The 19,350-nt window shown below is 40.3% G+C and carries 12 protein-coding genes and 2 pseudogenes; 4 read left to right on the top strand and 10 right to left on the bottom strand.

The features are described from left to right. Positions 1-1,013 precede the first annotated feature (1,013 nt). Positions 1,014-1,532 (top strand): acetolactate synthase small subunit, encoded by a 519-nt coding sequence (ilvN, locus tag AAZO_RS05310; RefSeq protein ID WP_013190466.1) that lies wholly within the window; start codon positions 1,014-1,016, stop codon positions 1,530-1,532. A gap of 460 nt (positions 1,533-1,992) precedes the next feature. Here the strand turns inward: ilvN and AAZO_RS33340 are convergent, their stop codons facing one another. The 7 genes and pseudogenes from AAZO_RS33340 to fbp form a co-directional block, all read right to left on the bottom strand. Then, complete coding sequence (locus AAZO_RS33340; protein WP_013190465.1) at positions 1,993-2,190, bottom strand: hypothetical protein; 198 nt, start codon at positions 2,188-2,190, stop codon at positions 1,993-1,995. 196 nt (positions 2,191-2,386) lie between these two features. Next, positions 2,387-3,081: pseudogene (locus AAZO_RS36950) on the bottom strand (pentapeptide repeat-containing protein); the annotation flags it as partial. An 82-nt stretch (positions 3,082-3,163) separates the two neighbouring features. Then, positions 3,164-4,177, bottom strand: a complete 1,014-nt coding sequence (locus AAZO_RS05300; protein WP_013190463.1) for a zinc-dependent alcohol dehydrogenase family protein — start codon at positions 4,175-4,177, stop codon at positions 3,164-3,166. A 648-nt stretch (positions 4,178-4,825) separates the two neighbouring features. Further along, positions 4,826-6,199 (bottom strand): glucose-6-phosphate dehydrogenase assembly protein OpcA, encoded by a 1,374-nt coding sequence (gene opcA / locus AAZO_RS05295; RefSeq protein ID WP_013190462.1) that lies wholly within the window; start codon positions 6,197-6,199, stop codon positions 4,826-4,828. 102 nt (positions 6,200-6,301) lie between these two features. Then, positions 6,302-7,831, bottom strand: coding sequence for a glucose-6-phosphate dehydrogenase (gene zwf, locus AAZO_RS05290; RefSeq protein WP_013190461.1), 1,530 nt, complete (start codon positions 7,829-7,831; stop codon positions 6,302-6,304). Positions 7,832-7,970: 139 nt separating this feature from the next. After that, entirely contained in the window at positions 7,971-9,116 is a 1,146-nt protein-coding gene (gene tal / locus AAZO_RS05285) for a transaldolase (RefSeq protein ID WP_013190460.1), read from the bottom strand. 176 nt (positions 9,117-9,292) lie between these two features. Next, the gene (gene fbp / locus AAZO_RS05280; protein ID WP_013190459.1) at positions 9,293-10,369 is read right to left on the bottom strand and encodes a class 1 fructose-bisphosphatase; all 1,077 of its coding nucleotides are present in this window, start codon (positions 10,367-10,369) and stop codon (positions 9,293-9,295) included. 587 nt (positions 10,370-10,956) lie between these two features. On the opposite strand from fbp, the gene AAZO_RS05275 reads away from it, so the two are divergent. The 3 genes and pseudogenes from AAZO_RS05275 to AAZO_RS05265 form a co-directional block, all read left to right on the top strand. Beyond that, positions 10,957-11,310, top strand: a complete 354-nt coding sequence (locus tag AAZO_RS05275; protein WP_187289602.1) for a TroA family protein — start codon at positions 10,957-10,959, stop codon at positions 11,308-11,310. Positions 11,311-11,337: 27 nt separating this feature from the next. Then, positions 11,338-12,048, top strand: a complete 711-nt coding sequence (locus tag AAZO_RS05270) for an iron-siderophore ABC transporter substrate-binding protein (RefSeq protein WP_228371511.1) — start codon at positions 11,338-11,340, stop codon at positions 12,046-12,048. Between the two features lie 905 nt (positions 12,049-12,953). Next, a pseudogene (locus tag AAZO_RS05265) lies at positions 12,954-13,436 on the top strand (MFS transporter); the annotation flags it as partial. 185 nt (positions 13,437-13,621) lie between these two features. Here the strand turns inward: AAZO_RS05265 and AAZO_RS05260 are convergent. The 3 genes from AAZO_RS05260 to AAZO_RS36945 form a co-directional block, all read right to left on the bottom strand. Next, positions 13,622-13,921: an RNA recognition motif domain-containing protein gene (locus AAZO_RS05260; protein WP_013190457.1), complete on the bottom strand. Its 300-nt coding sequence runs from the start codon at positions 13,919-13,921 to the stop codon at positions 13,622-13,624. Between the two features lie 386 nt (positions 13,922-14,307). After that, positions 14,308-14,526: a ssl0294 family protein gene (locus tag AAZO_RS05255; RefSeq protein ID WP_013190456.1), complete on the bottom strand. Its 219-nt coding sequence runs from the start codon at positions 14,524-14,526 to the stop codon at positions 14,308-14,310. A 156-nt stretch (positions 14,527-14,682) separates the two neighbouring features. Continuing rightward, positions 14,683-19,347, bottom strand: coding sequence for an LAGLIDADG family homing endonuclease (locus tag AAZO_RS36945; RefSeq protein WP_013190455.1), 4,665 nt, complete (start codon positions 19,345-19,347; stop codon positions 14,683-14,685). Positions 19,348-19,350: the final 3 nt, after the last annotated feature.

The following is a 19,350-nucleotide window of genomic DNA, read 5'->3' as shown; positions in this document are numbered from 1 at the left end:
CTGTGGGCGGGAATTTCTCTTGGCCACCATTTATTAATGTGATTATTCCCTAGTAGGAGTTTTCCTGGATTGGGAACAGAGATAGGATAAAGTTCATTTGGTTCTAAAATGACTGTGTTACATCTGGTGATTTTTCTTGACTTTGGATGTTTTCAGTCGTATCAATAGAAAGAAAGCGGATAATTTCTGGTACTGAGCCGTAAACATCTATGAATCGCTTTTTCAGCTTCAGGATAACCCCATAAACCGTACCACCTAAACCAATTACAACGGTAGGACGAAAAATAAATTTTTACCACCAGCCAGACCGATTTGCAACGAGTTCTTTAGAGATCGCCTCAGCTATTTTGAATCAAAGCCTGTTAGACCGAAGCGCGATCGCAGTTAGTAGAGTTTGGGAATGATGTGCGATCGCGAAATGCCCGCCTTGTCTGTGAGATACTACACGAACAGCGATCACCTAATTAGTTACGTCTATGAATTCATTGCCCAATATGGTTCATATTGTTGCGGCTTGTTTCCTGGGTGTGTCAAGTCACAAAAAAGCATCTCTAAAAAAATTCAGAAATTTTTCTCTGAGTTCGTCTTGATAATGAACACTCACAACAATCAAGAGGAAACAAGTAATAGCAAACTAAAATCTTAGTCTTCAGATACCATGTCAGAACAATCAACGCTGCTGGACAACAGGCGACCCGATAAGTAGTAGATTCTACTAGCCCCATAGATAACATCATAGATTTGAGGGGGCATAGCTACGTCAGCTATGCCAGAGATATCAAAATATCAAATCGAAGTTTGTAAGATGCTACCGTGCGTTAAACTTATTTGAGTCGATATAAAATTTTCATCTTCATCCATCCTGTTTACCCTTAAATTCTGATTCTGATATGATGCAACAAGTGTATTAAAATAGAGATTTAGACCAAAAATTCAGTGTGGTAGTAAGTCTAGCGCAGCCATGAGTTCAGGTCTGCGTTAACCTCCTGCTCCCCTAGCCTCTGTTGGCGAAGATGAAACATACTCTTTCTGTACTCGTAGAAGATGAAGCGGGGGTTCTCTCCCGCATCTCCAGTTTATTTGCTCGTCGTGGCTTTAATATTGAAAGCCTTGCTGTTGGCCCTGCTGAACAGGGAGGTGTTTCCCGAATTACGATGGTTGTACCTGGAGACGATCGCGTGATTGAACAACTCACTAAGCAATTATACAAGTTAGTTAATGTCCTCAAGGTACAGGATATTACGGAAACTCCTTGTGTAGAGAGGGAATTGATGCTTTTGAAAGTAAATGCTACTAGTAGCAATCGTTCAGAAGTGATCGAAATATCCCAGATTTTCCGGGCGCGAGTTGTGGATGTGGCTGAAGATTCTCTGACATTGGAAGTTGTTGGAGATCCAGGTAAGATGGTAGCGATTGTCCAAGTTCTACAAAAATTTGGTCTGAGGGAAATCGCCCGTACTGGCAAAATTTCCCTCACTCGTGAATCTGGTGTCAACACTGAGTTACTCAAGTCTTTGGAAGCGAAGGTTTAGTGGGGCTTGAGCAGGGAACTCTTGAACACAAATAATAAAATTCCATCACTAAAAAAGCAGTAGATATAGTAATTATCGTTATCATATCTGCTGCTATTGCTTTTTGTCACATACATATAGAAATCCGATTTGAATCTGTCGCCAATCAATTTAAGTTCCAATTCCTAATTTTATATCAGGGTGATTAAAACCAGCCCTTTAAACGCGGTCATTTGCACTATTTTTTCGGTTCTCTCTTCATTCTTGTCCTATCATCATGAGGACGTTGTCTTCAACAAAATGGTCAATTCAAGACATAATTTTTGACTTTATTTTTTGATGTTGCGATCGCCCTTCATAACATCGATAGCCTCAAGCCCTAATTTGGTACTTTAGACAGGGAGTGGATTTCAGCCCTTGATTTAGTAGTTTATTTGTTCGCTTTGAAAGAGCTGGGTGATTAAAACCGACATTCCGCACTTTAGTTTGTACCATATATACCGCTACTAAAACTACCTATAAGCCTTAAATAATAATACTTAATCATCTTGGTAATTAATACAGGCATCATTACACAAATTGCTAACGGCTGAGTTGCAGCTTGGTGTAAGACTCCTAGGTCGTCACGCAAGCCATAGCTATAAATGCGTAAGGTATTGACAGACTCATAGTCTATCACGTCAGAGGTGAATTGATCGAAAATCAGGAGTTAATTACAAATGATCAAAACTCTTCTGGGAGATTTATTTTAGCAACTAATATTTTAGATACTAGAGAGTTAGAAGCCCCAGAAATACTGAAAATCTATAACCAGCAGCATGATTAATATTTGTAGCCACCAAAAATTAACTTAATTCTATTAATGTTAATCGCTATTTTATATATTCTAACTGATTCACATCCCCAACTTGTTGCTGTTGATAGAAATTTACAGATTCCGTAAAATATTTTTATTGCCTTGCAATTTCGGAACAAAAAATTTATTACCAATTTCCTCATGATCTCTTAAAACTCTTGCTTGGTTAGAATTAAAATCTAAACCAGATAGATTTTAAAATGCTACCTTAACAAACAACGCATCGCTAAAATCAGCTTGATCGATAATACTCGTATCATAAAAATTCACAGATTTATTAAACTGAGTTTCTCGAGAAATAATATCCTTTTGATAGTGATTGTAAACATACCAAACTTAGACTTTATAGTTGTTCTTGTTCCATAGTCGTATAAATTCGTGTTATAGCTTGCGCGTGGAGAGGAGTCCTTAAACCCAAATCACTACCGATAAAATCACCCTGAATCAAAGAATAACTCAAATCTAAATCCAAAGGTAAGGTTTTGCACCAGTTTTCTGTAATTCCTTTCCCAGGAATTAGTAAAAATTATCCCAAAAAATGCTATTTTCAGGACGCAAATCAATCACCATTTCTCGCAAATCAATAGTTAAATTAACTTCCTGGAAAATAGGTGATTTCAGCCGTTCTTGTAACAATTCCAGAGTTAAAGGAGTGCGTTCAGGTTTTGCTGCAAAAGCAGGGAGAGGAAAAAATAGTAAAACACAGAGTAACACCAGATAAAGCACAGAGTAACATAAAGAAACTCTGCGAACTTCTGCGTTGAAACTCTGTATACCTCCGCGTTCAAAAAACCAATTATGCAGTTTTCTGGTTATCACTAATCAGTAACACTATTTTACCAATTATACCACCATCTTCCAGCAATTGATGAGCATTTGCTGCTTCTTCTAAGGGAAATGTATGACTAACTTGGATTTTTAATTTACCTTCATCTATCCAAGTAGCGCATTGTTGAAGAATCTCACCATGATGCTGTAGACCTTCAGTATTTCCTAATAGCATTGGTGTCAACATTAATTCTAAGCAAATGCGAAGATTTTTAGTTCTAGCGACTTTCCAGACAGTATTCACATCCGGTTCAAGAATAGTGACAATATCACCATAAATGCGTACTGCGGAAAAAGTTTGATCGAAAGTTTCTCCACCAATAGTATCAAAAGCTAAATCGACACCTTCTTCATCTGTCCAGTCTAAAGTAGCTTGAATAAAATCAGTTTGTTTGTAAAAAATTACTTTATCAGCACCCAATTTAGTAACGAAATTTGCTTTTTCTTGAGTGCTAATCGTAGTGGCTACATCTGCACCTTTAAGTTTAACTAATTGGATGGCGACATGACCAACACCACCAGCACCAGCATGAACTAAGACTTTTTCTCCTGGTTCCAGTTTTCCCCGTTCATATAATGCTTCCCAAGCAGTTATTAAAACTAGGGGTGCTGCTGCGGCTTCAGCGAAAGAAATAGATTTAGGTTTAGAGGCGACAAATTTTTCATCAACGGTTGTATATTCGGCATAATTACCTTGATGTGCGCCTAAACCACCATAGCAAAAATATACTTCATCTCCAGGGCCAAATTTTGTAACTTCACCACCAACAGCTTCCACAATACCTGCACCATCGCATCCTAAAATAGCCGGCATTTGTTCGGGGTAAAATGTCCCACGTTTCCGCAATTTGGTATCAATGGGGTTAATTCCAGCGGCCACTAAACGAACTAAAATCTCTGTATTTCCCGGTGTGGGTTTGGGGACTTCTTGTAATTGCAAAACTTGTGGGTTTCCTGCTACTGTCATCAAAACTGCTTTCATGTTTTACTCCTAGATGCACTTCTTTTGTAACTTTAGCGTAATTACAGCAGGAGTCAGGAATCACGAGTTAGGACTCAGGAGTAAAACTCTCTTGCTGTCTAGGTTTCAATTTAGATTCTGTACCTCAGTGATCTGCAATCTGCTGTATGAATATAATAACTTGATAACCACTAACTTTAAATTTCCAAACTTCTGAAGCAACCCCTTCAAAACATTGTTCTTTATGGAATTTACGCACCAGGTCTATTCTTAGGGTGAATTAGACCTATTATAAATTGGTTACTATAAAGTAAGCCACAAAATAAATGCTCCTGTCTTGTCATGCTGTGTCCCTTCCGGACAGTGCGTCTGATCGCACTATGGCGCGAAAATCTTGCGTCTTCACGCAAGCTATAGCCATGTGTAGCAAAGCGGAACGAAGCATCTCGGAAGATTCTTCACTACACTCCATTCTGTATGGCTTACGCCACGCTTCGCTAATAGAATGACACTGGGTATTTCTTTTTGTGGAGTTCTCAGAAACAAATTTTCGACATCTAACGCACCCTACAAGAAACATTGAGTGTGACACTTCCATAAGCCCTAAATAAAAGAATCCCCGATCTTTTTGACAAGTCGGGGATTTGTACATTTACCTAGGGTAAAATATCAATTTCCCAACTTCAAAGTTTTGCCAATTACAGCTAAACTTTCCTCAAATAGTGCCTCACGTCCCCACCGTTGTACCTGTTGACTCAACAATGCCTCAGCCTTTTGTTCCGATAGAGAACTTACTTGCTGAAACAAGCCAGCAGACTGAGCGCCACCGTGAGTTTCCATCCGCATACAACCACCAGTTTCCGAGCAAATCACAGTCCCACAATTTGCTTGAGGATTGGTAGAACTCAAACGCAAAGCAATTAAATCACCAACAATTTCACCAATATCAGCAATTGGCACACCTGCTAATTCTGCTTCTATTTGTCTTTGGTCTTGACCCAGAAAGCGAATAGTAGTGAGATCATAATCACCAGTTTCCTTAGCATAGTAAACAGGTTGCCATTGCAGGCGACTTGCTAACCAACCCAGAAACAGCAATGCTTGGGAAGGATTACCTTTTTCATAATCAATTGTGACTCGGTCAATTTCTTTGAGACTAGCACGACGATTTGGTGGATCATATGCTTCTGCTGTCAACTCTTGCCATGCAGACAAACGCCGCCAATTTAAATCAGCTAAAGGTACTCCTGTATCTACCAAATCTTGCAAGGTTAATAAATCATCTTCTGGAGTATTAAAGTTGCTCCCATCTACAATCACGTTATTGCAGACTGCCGCTAACCTTTTGAACAAAGGATTATGAGCATCTGGAGTTGCCTTCCACCAGAGAAATTTAGGCAAACCACCTATTAACAAAGCGGGTATCATTCCCCCAATACGTTCCAACGCGGCTGTAGTGCCAGTTAGAGTAATATATTCACAACATATAAGAGTTGTGGAAGACTGTTTTTGAATGGGACAATAAGCTGAAACTTGCGCTTTTACCCCTTCATCTTCTCCAGCAATAGGACACAAGGCAATAATCCGGCAAGGATTACGCAAGGCAATTTCATCAGCAATAGTTGGACTTGTAGCACTGAAAGTATAGCCCATAGCAGAGCCGTGACTATCACCTTTTGGTCCACTATGTTGCTTTTTGAAATATTCTTCCCGTAAAGCGGTGAGAGTTTCTGGTGTAGCACTACCAGTTTCTGGGAGATGATGTTTTTTCTGTACTTCCCGCAAAGCTGATTGAGTTTGTGGCCCTAAAATCCCATCAATTGGACCGTGGTAAAATCCGGTTGCAGTTAACAAATACTGGGTTTCTTCTGGTTCGTAAACCACCAAAGTAAATGTTGTGGCCCGGGTAGCAGCAGGTAGCGCCCCATCTTCGCCGATTAAGCCATAACTTTGCCAAATCTGATTAAGTTCCGCTTCTATTTCTGTGAGCGAAACATCCTTGGGGGCTTGGAGTGAATAAATCGTAGGCGCTTGGGAAACCATAAGTTAATTCTGGATTTTGAATTGAAAACAGGTAATCGGTAATTGGTAATTGGTAATTGGTAATAAATTCTTACCAATTACCAATGCCCAATGGCCAAATAGTTAGAGTCTGCGCCAACGGCGCCCGTCTTGGTTAATTAATAGTTCTGCTTCTGCAGGTTCCCATGTACCTGCTTCATACTCAGGAATGGTAGTGGGATCTGCGGGTCCATCCCAAACAGAAAGGGCTGGTGTGACTACCTGCCAAGCGGCTTCTACTTCGTCTGCGCGTGTGAATAATGTTTGGTCGCCCATCATACAATCTAGAAAGAGGCGATCATAAGCATCGGATGTGGCTTCGATGCCAAAAGAACCATAGGTAAAATCCATATCAACAGAACGAGTGCGGAAATCACCACCGGGCATTTTTACATCAAACCGCAGAGAAATTCCTTCATTGGGTTGTATCCGCAGTGCCAAGACGTTAGCATTTTTTTGTTGGGCAGCAGAGGGAAACATTCTGGAAGGGACTTCCCGGAAGTGAATAGCGATTTCACTGACTTTTTTGGGCATCCGCTTTCCTGTCCGCAGGTAGAAGGGGACTCCTTGCCAACGCCAGTTATCAACCATGAATTTCATCCCCACAAAGGTTGGTATGGTGGAGTTGGGGTTAACTCCTGGTTCTTCCCGATAGCCAGCAACTTGTTGTCCTTTCATCCAACCGGCGCTATATTGCCCCCGAACTGCGGAACGTGAGAGATTATTGACGTCAGCTAAACGAGTTGCCTGTAATACTTTGACTTTTTCTGTGCGGATACTGTCAGCATCCATGGCGTTGGGTGCTTCCATTGCTGTTAAGCAGTAAAGTTGCATCAGGTGGTTTTGCAACATATCCCGCAGTGCGCCGGCACTTTCATAATAACCAGCTCGGTCTTCAACTCCTACTGTTTCTGCAACGGTAATTTGGACATGATCAACAAATTGCCGATTCCATAAAGGTTCAAAAATGGCATTGGCAAAGCGGAAAACTAACAAGTTTTGTACGGTTTCTTTACCTAAGTAGTGGTCAATCCGATAAACTTGGTTTTCTTTGCAATATTTCTGCACTACTTGGTTGAGGTTTTGGGCTGAGGATAAATCCCGTCCAAAGGGTTTTTCGATTACTAACCGATGTTTGTATGGGTCATCTAGCATCCCCCCTGCCCCTAGCTGTTTGATGGCTTCGGGGAAGAAGTTCGGCGCGACGGAGAGGTAGAACATCCGGTTTCCCCGTGTTCCCCGTTTTTCGTCTAATTTAGCTAATAAGTTTTTCAGTTTCTGGTAGCTTTCGGGGTCATCTATGTTCCCAGGACAGTAGAACAGACCTTGAGAAAAGTCTTGCCAGAGTTCTCCTAGCTCGACATTACTATGAGCTTCTTCCATGCCTTTCTGCATTTGTTCACGGAAGTAGTCATGACTCCATTCTCGTCTAGCTACGCCCACAATGGTAGTTTCTGGAGGAATGCGTCTTTCTCTCCGTAATTTGAAGAGTGCGGGAACGAGTTTGCGCCAGGTTAAATCTCCGGAAGCGCCAAAAATAACTATAATTTGGGGTTCGGGCATCCCTTGTTGTTGTAGGCCAACGCGCAAGGGGTTTTCTAGCAGACTGACCATAGAATTTTGGATTTTGGATTTTGGATTTTAGATTTAGGGAAGGGTTATAGGGTGTAAGTTGTGGGGTATAGGGTAGGTAAGAGTGTTTTCCTATTTCCCAGTCCCCAGTCCCCAGTCCGCAGTCCCCAATCCCCAGTCCCTATACTGGTGACAATAGCTTGACTTTGCCTTCTAAAGAGTTCATGAGTGACTGGAAGGGCTGGACAAACTTATCAATACCTTCGGCGAGTAGTTCGTCCATTACCGTATTAATATCAATGTTGATGTCCGGTTCTTTCAAGCTTTCTATGAGGGTGTAAGCTTCTAAAGTGCCTGTCTCCAGGTAATCGCTTACATTACAATGATCAGCACAAGCCTTTATAGTAGCTGGTGGTAAGGTGTTCACTGTGTCTTTGCCAATTAGTTGATCGACGTACATGACATCACTGTAACTGGGGTCTTTGGTGCTGGTGCTGGCCCACAGTAACCGCTGGACTTTTGCACCTTTTGTTGATAGGGCTTGCCAGGCATCGGTGCTGGTGATTTTTTTGTATTCTTGGTAAGCTATCTTGGCGTTGGCGATCGCAACTTTCCCTCTTACCCCTCGCAGCACCGCTTCATGATTAATGTCATCAACGCCTCGCTGCAATTTAGCATCTATCTTACCGTCGATATTGCTATCAATCCGGCTGAGAAAAAAGCTGGCTACAGAAGCAATTTTGCTGATATCCCTACCTTGAGTCACTCTCTTTTCCAACCCACGAATATACGCCCAAGCTGTATTAATGTAACTTTGGACAGCAAATAACAGCGTCACGTTGATGTTAATTCCTTCGAATATTGCTTGTTCTATTGCCGGTAAACCCGCCTCAGTCCCAGGAATTTTAATCATCACATTTTCTCGCCCAATCTCTTGGAAATAGCGACGAGCTTCAGCTATTGTTGCTTGGGTATCATGAGCTATAGTTGGTGGAACTTCTATACTCACATAACCATCAAGACCATTCGTGGCTTCATAAACAGGGCGCAAAATATCACAAGCATTGCGGATATCTGCGAAAATTAGTGATTCATAGATTTTGTATGTTGGTAAAACCTCACGAATTCCGGCTTCAATATCAGCATCATAAATGGCATTACCAGTAATTGCTTTTTCAAAGATGGCAGGATTGGAGGTAATACCAGAGATTCCTTGATTTTTTACCAAGTTTTCGAGTTCCCCTGATTCAATAATCTCACGGCTCAAATTATCCATCCAGATACTTTGACCGTATTGTTTTATCTCTAATAAATGATTGGTTGCCATAGCTATTTTTTAACTCCTATTAACAGTGTTTTTGATGAAGTTGAAAAAATTCCTCAGTTGATGGTGGTTTTTGCATTTGACATCAACCAACTGAGATCATTTGGAACTTCACGGCTAAACATTGCTAGTCCTACATTCCAATCCCAAATTGCCAATGTTTAGCTTCATTACTGACATCAGTTAGACGCTTTTTTAAACTTCGGCTCATGACCGTTCTGAATAAAAGACTCAACCTTAGCTACATCTTGTTTACTACCAATAATTAGAGGTGTTCTTTGGTGTAGCTTTTTCGGAACTACATCCAAAATATCTACTAATCCTGTAGTAGCACGACCACCCGCTTGTTCAATCACAAATGCTAAAGGTGCAGATTCATAGAGCAGACGCAATTTACCCTCTGGTTTTTGCAGCGTGCCTGGATAGAGAAATACACCACCTTGAACTAAAATTCTATGAATATCACTCACCATGGCGCCACTGTAACGAGCGGTATAACCTTCAGTACTATGAACATAGCGAATGTATTCCCTAATGGATTCATCCCACTGCCAGAAATTCCCCTCATTGACGCTGTAAACTGAACCGTGGTCAGGAATCTTGATATTTTCTTCTGTGAGAATAAACTCTCCTAAACTGGGATCTAAAGTAAAGGAATGAACGCCCTTACCTATAGTATAGATCAGCATTGTACTAGGCCCATACAGTATATACCCAGCAGCAATTTGCTTATGTCCATTAGTTAGGAGGTCAGTAGCCTTACCATCACTATCGTTTCCTTCCTGTTGACGGATGGAGAAAATCGAACCCAAGCTGAGATTAGTATCAGTGTTAGATGAGCCGTCTATGGGGTCATACAACAAGGTATAACGACCAATGGGGCAGTTCTCTCGAATGTAATAGGGATTTTCCATTTCCTCGGAAGCTAGGCGACAAACTAAGCCGCTTTGCTTAAAAACCGAGATAAATACATCATTGGCGTAGACATCCAACTTTTTAACGGATTCTCCCTGGACGTTAACTTCTCCAGTAAATCCCAGCACCCCTTCCATTAACCCCGCATTGCTCATGCGACGCGCCACTAGTTTACCAGCCAAAGCGATGCGATTCATCAGCGCACTCAAATCCTGTGCCTCTCCGGAAAAACTTTGCAGTTGCTGGAGTACGTGACGCGATAAGGTTGTACAATCACGATCTAGGGCTTTATCTGTAGCGTAGTTGATAGACAAATCTAACGGTTCTGATATTTGAGCCATTTTTTTACTCCCTAGCATTTTGCTGTTGGGTCAGTTTTGCCAATGGCGATTTTTAGTCGCTGCTTCTATCTTAGAAAGGTATTTTGATAACTAAAGATTGATTTTAGATAAACTAAAGAATTCGATATTTTGGACTGCTTTTCCAGAACTGCAAAGCTACCATGACCTTCAGATCCCTAACTTCTTCAGCAAATGATGGCTCTATGGCTTTCAGTATTTTTTCTAACTAATAGACCTCTTGCAGAATTAATTTTATGATAAAATGGGAGCCTGTATTTATTTTAGCCAAAAGTTAGAGTTACAGGGTTATGTTTTAATTAGCGAGCCCAAAGAACACCAAAAATACATAAAATCTAAAACCCTCCATCATACCACATAAACAATCTTGTAATAGGTATAATAAATAAATTTCCCAGTGATCATAGATGCCTTAGACTACTAGAATAGTATGTTTACCATACATAAGTATTTAAGAAACTTTATAGGGTACAACCGCAATACGGATGGCGATCGCATCTATGAAATTTTGCGGGGTCTAGCCTCCGTTCTCTTTTGCTCAAAATCTCAAAAAACCAAAAATTTCAGCAATGCGCTTTTATACCAGTATTCAATTTACACAATTCCTACATGAATTATCATTTCCTGTAGGTCTTTTAGGGGAATTAAATTTATCTATACCCCTGGCGCAACGTCAGGTTAGTAGTGGTGCAAAGGTTAGTTATAACAATGTTAGTTTAGAGCGTGTAAATTTGTTAGAGGTAGACGCGATGTTTATAGCACTGGACCCAGGTCTAGAAGAACATTTCAAAAAGTATAAAAGTAGTCCTCTATGGCAAACGCTCAATGTAGTTAAAAATAATCGAGTATATACTGTTGATTCAGGTTATTCGATTTTTGGTAATATCCTCTCAGCTAATGCTGTTCTTAATGACCTTGTTTAATATTTATTCAAGGAGTCATGAAAGACAATGAAAAAAAATTACATACATATTTGTATTCAATTATGTTTTTCCATGCTCATTACCTTAATTTTAGTGAAGAGTTGTTATAGCAATACTCATCAAATTAAAGGTTTGACTAAGGCTAGATTATCAACATCTGAGTGTAAATTAATCAAGGATCCTTTAGGTGCAAGCTGTATTCCCTTACAACCTCAGCGCATTATCGCTTTGGATCAAACAATGATGGCAGCATTGCTGGCGCTAGACTTAAAACCAATAGCAGCAACACAGCCTAATATGGCTGGGAGCATAATACCAAAGTTAGTTCAAAAAGCTGAAGGAATAGTTTCTTTAGGAAAGGATAGTCAACCGAATATAGGAAAAATGGTGCAGTTAAAACCAGATTTAATTTTAGGTTTTTTTATCAGTGATGAGGAATACAAGTTATTTTCACAAATAGCTCCTACGATTAGACTTAATTATATTCAAACTGCTTGGAGAGATGCTTTATTACGTATTGCTAAAATAACAGATAAAAGTGGACAAGCACAAAAAATACTTGAGCAATATCAGCAAAGAATTCAAGAATTACGCGCAGTTGTCAATAATCAACTTGCAAAAACAACAGTTTCCATCAGCCGCTTTTATGCTGGCAAGCAAGTTTCAGAATTTCGCACCAAGTATTCATTCCCTGACAGTCTACTTACTGAAGTAGGAATACGTCTGCCAGAAATCTAAAATCAACTTACTACTAATAAAAATCTGCCTTTTGTAACGGTTAGTTTAGAGCGTTTAGAGTTATTAGATGCAGATACTTTATTTGTAGCATTAGACCCCGGTGCAGGAAATTCTTTTCAAGAAGATCAAAACAGCCAGTTATGGCAAAATTTGAATATACTTAAAAATCAACGAATTTATGCCGTTAATTCAAGTTACTGGATTTTTGGCAATATTCTGTCTGCAAATGCTATCTTAGATGACCTATTTAAATACTTAGTAAAAAACTCATGATAGTTAATTCTAATAATCGAGAAGCACAGTTCATATGTCAACAAAACTGACAATAGTATGCTGAATTTGTTAAAATAAATATTTACTATTGCTCGAAAAAACTTAGATAGTTCCTATACTGATTACATTATTTTGACTCAACCTACTGATGGTACTCAGGTGATTTAACTTAATGATTATTTACAACCCAATAGACTTTCATCTCAATGGCAAACAAGCGATATAAGTAGGTAGACACCAATAAAGATAACTATATAACAAAATGTAAATTACTTGAAACCCTTGGGATTGCTTGATTCCCCTTTGCTGCATTCGCCATGACATAGTTATAAATTTTTCCGCCCACCTAGTTACATGACCGAAACTGACTGAAATCATAAGTACCTGAGCAAAATTAATTGCACATTTTTTTGAAAACAGAAATCTCTATACTCCTTACCCGTTCACTGTTCCCTCTCCTCAATATGAAATTTATTTTGCACGACTACTTATTACAGTGATTTTTAGGTCAATGAGCCACATTTTTATATCTCACGCAAAGGCTCAGAGGGGCAAAGGAAGAAAGAAATTTTCTCTTCCCTCTTCTCCACTTCTTTCATATCACAATATCACAACAACCAAAACCAGCCAGTATGCGTAATTTTCTGATATTTCGGCTTAGTCAATTAGTATCTACCATCGGTAGTAACATGACTAACTTTGCGATTGAAATTTGGGCCTGGGAAATTACAGGTAAAGCCACAACCCTCACTTTGGTAGGTCTTTTTAGTTTGCTACCAAGTATTATCATCACGCCCATAAGTGGTTTAATTGTAGACAGATTTAACCGAAAATTATTGATGATGGTGGGTGATACAGTTGCAGTTGTCAGCACAATTATCATCTTGCTACTTCATCTCACCAATCATTTACAAATTTGGCACTTTTATCTCACATTTGCTATTATTGGAACTTTTAATCAATTTCAATCTTTAGCTTATTCTGCTTCAGTCTCGCTGATGATTCCTAAACAACACTATACCCGTGCCAGTAGCTGACAATTTGTGTCTGGTTACGGCAGCAATATTATTGCACCTCCGTTGGCTGGATTTCTTTATACAGTTATTGGTTTTCTACCACATAATGGTCAATTGTTGGTGCAATCCTGACTTGATTTAGATCCACAAAAAGCCCCGACTAGTGTGTAAACTTGCAGACAGTTCAAAACTAGTCGGGTACAGTTTTATCGTTTCTAGTAAATTTCAGCAAACTAATCTTGGGTGACTAGAAAAAAATCTGAGATAATTAGAGATTGGGTTTATTAATAATCTTGTTTTCTACTCCAACTCCCCCGCCGACTATCATCCCGTCCGTTATCCTCTCGTGGCTTTGCTTTATTAACTCTCACTTGACGACCCATCCATTCCGCACCATCTAATTCTGTGATAGCAGCATCTTCTTGAGCATCTTCAAGCATTTCAACAAAAGCAAATCCGCGCATCCTTCCGGTTTCGCGCTCAGTAGGTAAAACAACTCTTTTTACCTCACCATAATCGGCAAACACGGCTTTTAAGTCTGCCTCAGTCGCACGGTAAGAGAGATTTCCAACGTAAATAGTCATTATCGATCACGTAATTTTCAACAAAATGCGATTGCCTCAAGTGGAAATATAGAACTAAGCAAATTGTAAGCATTGCATAGTCTCCTCTAATTCACAGATGGCAGAAACTTAGAAAATCAACCATAAGGGTTAGCAAATCCACAAATTAATTCAGTCATTAGACTGAACATACGCATCTGTTGTTATGATAACTGATTATGATATTTTCTAAAGTATGAGATTTTACCAAAAAATATAATATAACCTTATATACTTTTAGTGTTTTGATAATCGGATAAAATTGATTCAAAGTGGTGATTTGCTCGATAAAAAAAATCAAGATAAATATTATTACGCCTTTACATTTATTAACCGTCAACTTCTAACAGTTAACGGTTAATAAAAGGTTAATCAATTGAAATTTGTTGGGGTCCAGAGGTTTTACCATTCTGTACATCAGTACCAGCTTTAGGAAAACCGCCTGAAGTAATATGTTTATCTAGCCAACTTTTCACAGGATCTTCAGCTAAGTTGAGTCTGAGGATACCGGAGACAAACCCACCCATAAATGAAACTGGATGCTGGGCAAGTTCTTTAAATAAGGGTGACAATTCATTAATAAACATTAGACTCTCCAAGTATTGCCGTAAAAAATTAGTAATTCTTCATCAATCGTAACTTAGAAAGCTATTTTATGGGTAATGGGTAATGGGTAATGGGTAATAGTTTTTTCTCTAAACCAATCCCCAATCCCCAATCACCAATCCCCAATCACCAATCCCCTATGAAGTTGGCGGCTGATCTGGGAACATACATTTATCAGAGTCACAACCACTTGGTCCTACTTCCATCATTTCCCCTAAATCGTAACGACTTAGTGCTGCACAGAAGTCATCTGTTTTCCGTCGTGCCTTGACTTCTTGAGACAAACGCTGATATGTGGACTTGTCTATGGGTTCAAAGGGCAAGCGGGGGAAAGATTGTAAATCATCAAACCTTGCTAATAAAGCCGCAGAAATATACCCTTCATCGTTTTGGATAGCTTCATAGATGCGCTTTCCTAAAGGTTCAACTTCCTCAGAACGCAGTTCTAAAGTTGCAGAGGTGTTATGGGATGTGTAGAACTTTTGTACTTGCATTACAAAATCTAATTGGGCTAAGGCTGAGAATTTAGACACATCAATTACATCAGCACCTGGTAAATCTGCCCAAGAGACAGCAACGGGTATTTCTACCAGCCATTCAGTACAACTAGGGTCAAAAGGATCGTTGAGTAAGTTGCCGTTTTCGTCTTTGTCAGATTGAGATGGGATGACATTATAACCATAATCTATACAAGCTAGGGCTACGGGGTCATTTTTACGGAAGGTGATTCGGCGGATAAATCTTTGGGCTTTGGGAGGATGCCAGCCGGAACTCGCACCAGTTAAGAGAGATTTAGTGTTATGAGATTTAATTCCTCCCTGCCAGTACCAGGAGTCATTATCATCTATTCCTTCCACAGCGAAATCGTAACTATAGTCGGGGGTTTCTTCCCACTCTACAGATTTTACAGTGTAAGGTTCAAATTTGAAACTCCGTTTTGCAGAAGGGATAGGACGAGCTTTAGCTTTCTGGGTATTTTTGTTTAAATAAGCTAAGGCATCTGGTTGAGACAACATCCGACTCAGACATAAGCCCCACATATCCTTCTGACCTTGCTTGTTTTCTCCCTGGGTATTATGGAAAATCGAGAAGCACAGACCCACTGCTTCACCAATTTCCTGGAGGTTTCGCAGGAATTTTTCACTGGCACTATCAATAGACATCCGCCCTGTCGAACGAATACAGCCGTCTGTGTCAATTAAACCGCAGAAAAAAGACAAGATGGTTGCTTGAGAAGAACAACGAATTGCTAAGGGTATTCTCTCGAGGCTTTGGCTTTCTTGTATTTTTGCTAACCCATTCAGTTGCAACCAGTTAAAAAGCTGAACGCTGGCAAAAGATAGTTCAAAAGCTTCTCTGTTAGAATATTTGCGAATCTGTCCTTGTAAACCAAAAAGTTCTTCTCCGATTTGTTGCAGTCTTTGGACTAATGCGTAATCATTCCTGCAAAAACGGATGTGGTGTTTATAAGGACTCAAGCAGCCATCTCCAAATAATGCTCCAATAAAGTAGGACAAATCAGGAGACATGGTTTTTGGTGTTTTAATCATAGTTGCTGTGATTCCGGGACTATGACCGAGTTCTAATTGTCTTCCTTCCCGTGTGTACTGGAATTGATCAATATTGAGTAAAGATGCATCTTGCTGATTTTTATACTCGCCGATACTGAAATCAATTTTCATACCAGGAGTCATATCGGCTGCATAAACCCAACTTCCATTGATGGAAAGACGGTGATTTGCGGTCATGCGGAGGATGCGCCCATTCCTTAAAGTGACTTTAATCAGTTGCAGGGGTTGATTAGCAATGCCTGTAGAAATGGGAATTCCTTTACGCACACTCAAGTTTAAGTTGACGGTTTCACCACTACCTGGATTGAGTATTTCATCAGCATAAAGCAAACCTTGATCAAAGATCCGTAATGCTGTGCGATCAAGACACCCAGACGGCTGCACTGTGGTACAACGATTAGGGCATTTGATGTTGTGCTTGTCGCAATATTCCCAAACCGCTTTATGTACGATTTCTCTCCATTTGCTGAGATATTTTTGCTCACCACGTTTAAACACCATTCCTCCGGGTGTTTCTGGTCTGCCTTGCTCCCACCAGCACAACCAGTCCACACCAAAAGCATGGACAAAGAAATCAAATAAACCAGTGAAGGAAACGCCGACAATGGGATCAAGTTCCCGACTGTATTGATAGCGGGGTTCTTGAAATTTATGATTTAACAGTGCGGCTACGGAAAGCGCCCCTGCAGTAAATGCTTCCTCTTGTTCTTTGTAGTTGTCGGGGTCAAGTTGGTTTAAGTGTACTTCAGATAAATTGCAGTGGAAATTACTACCTACAATTTCTCCGCACGGATTTAGCCCAAACCTACCTATTCTATGTTCTAGCTCATCAGGATCAATTTCAGGATAGTATTCTTTTATCCAATCCTGAGCTTTTCCTTGCTCGTAAGCTTGCAGAAACTCAGTTTTCAATTCTGGTGTATTTAGTAAATCAGCATTAGCCCTAGCGACTGCTTCACCAGCCCATTGAATTGCTCCCTCACCACTGTAATACTGCTTACGTACAGCACCGATAGATTCTTCTAATGTTGGTTTGCGATGAAATACTCTCGTATGGTTCGCCATCCGCAAAGAATCACGTTCTGAATCTATGCGCCAGTTGCCTTCTGTGTCTTGTTGCCATAAGTTATCTTTGGCAGTTGCGCCTTGTTCATCTTCTGCAACGAATTGTCTCATCCCAGCTGAGTTATGCGTCAGATAACCGTCGCAGTAAAAACAATGGGCTTCTTCCACTTCAATGTCATAAGTTTGAACATGATCGTAACTTCCTAAACCTTTGACTGTCACAGCAATATCCAGTGAGATATCAGCTTCAGCTATATAGCGTTCATAGTTGGCATCAACAGTGCAAGAACCCTGGAAACCCATTTCTCGCATTTCGCTGTAGGTGTAAGCTTCGCACATCATCGCACCAGGAACAGTAAAACCATACATTTTAAGTCCCTGAGGCAGTTCTCCCTTAACTGAATGGGGGGCAATTAGGGCGTTATAATAATGTTTAAGGGCAGGTAGTGTCAGGTTGTACTTAACTTGCCATTCCTGCTTTTCTGGACAACTTGTGGTAGTTCTTGCAGCCATACCTAAGCTGGATAAAACAGTACCAACTTGTCTAATAAATGAGCGATAAACTGATGTAACTAGATGGGGAAGCCGATTATTAACTGCTCCATTACTGTCTATTAATCCAGCTAAGTAAGCAGATCTAATATCTACTGAACCTTGCAAAATAAAACTAGGAATTATTAAGGGAACATTAGGCTGCTTAATATAGCCATGAAAGTATTCAGCCAGTCGGATAGAAGAACAAATTGACTTGGCAGTATTTTCACCTTTGGTCACGCTATGAGTAGCAGTCAGTCCAAATAAAGCCAAGGCAGAATCTATTTTGGCTTGAATTATTTCTGTTTGTTCAATCTGTAAGCTATTCACTGACCATTGAACATGGCCATAGGGCTTATCATACTTATTACGACCAAGGGCAACATAGCCATCACCGTGAGTCAATCCTATTAGCCAAGCTACTTCAGGTGTGAGATCAGGAACAAGCAAGGACTTTATTGTTCGGCTTTGGGAAGGGCTGGATTCTGTAAGATCAGCAGGAAGATGGGTAACTGTACCAGGTAGGATTTGTATGTTATGAAGCAGGCGATCGCCTTCCACTAAACTTGCAACTGATTTCCAGTTAACTTCACCTTTAGCATCTGCTAAGACTGCTTGTTTGTGGTTTAAAGTTGCTCTAGGGTAAGTTGCATTAGTTTCAATTTCATAGACATCCTGAAATCCTTGGTCGAATTTATCAACTACTCGACGAAATCCTAAAGGAGTTTGTACTAAGTCACCGACTTGCACATCACGAATGGGTACAAGACCTTTGGATGTATGAACTAAGGCATCTTCAGGAAGACAGCGACGAATATTTCCAGCAACAATTGTGACAGCAGCTTCATCAATTAATAAACAGCATTCAACTGAGTTTAATTGTCTACCTAAAGCCTTATTGAGAATAGAGGCACAACGCTGATACAATCCAGGCAACTTCACAGGATTAGCCATACCGCCAAAGCCTTTCAGGGTTTCCCCTGATTGACGCACATCGCTAATATCTACAAATACCTGAACTTCACCTGTAAAGCGTTCATCGCTGGAAAGTTCTAAAAGGGTTTGATAGGACTCAACCCAACCTTCACGGCTGTCTCCGACGTAGATAGTAGCGGTGTTAGCTTCTATATGGGTTTGTGTAAATTCACGACGCTGTTCCTTAGGAGTGCTACCAATTTCACTTTTGACGGTGATATTTAGGCGATTGCGGATGATGGGCAGCTTTTTAATATACTGTGGTTCTATCACTGCTCCTGTACCACAACCCATCATGGCTAGGTCCATCATTAAACCGAAGGCTTTCCAGTCTAGGAGGTTGGTGGAGGTACAGTTATAAGCACCGGAGAAGTTTTTGGGTTTGGTTAACCAGTTGGTTCCTCCTACCCACAACCAGCGTCCGCTGGGTAAAGCTCTCATATTGCGCTGCATTTTATCTAAAATGGCGGCTTCTTCGCGGCTCAGTTTGCCTAATTCGACTAAGCCTTTAAGTGTGCGATCGCACACTTCATTCCAGGATTCTCTTAAACCCGCGTCTGTACGACGGCTGTAGGTTCTAAAAAATACAGGATTGGCTGCTGGAGCAGATTCGGGGAAAGATGCACTCTGGCGTTTACGTTCCAGTTCTTGAACCATAAT

The sequence above is a fragment of the 'Nostoc azollae' 0708 genome (assembly GCF_000196515.1).
Classification (GTDB): domain Bacteria; phylum Cyanobacteriota; class Cyanobacteriia; order Cyanobacteriales; family Nostocaceae; genus Trichormus_B; species Trichormus_B azollae.
Note: the sequence above shows the minus strand (reverse complement) of the source record. Positions and strands in the feature narration are given on the sequence as shown.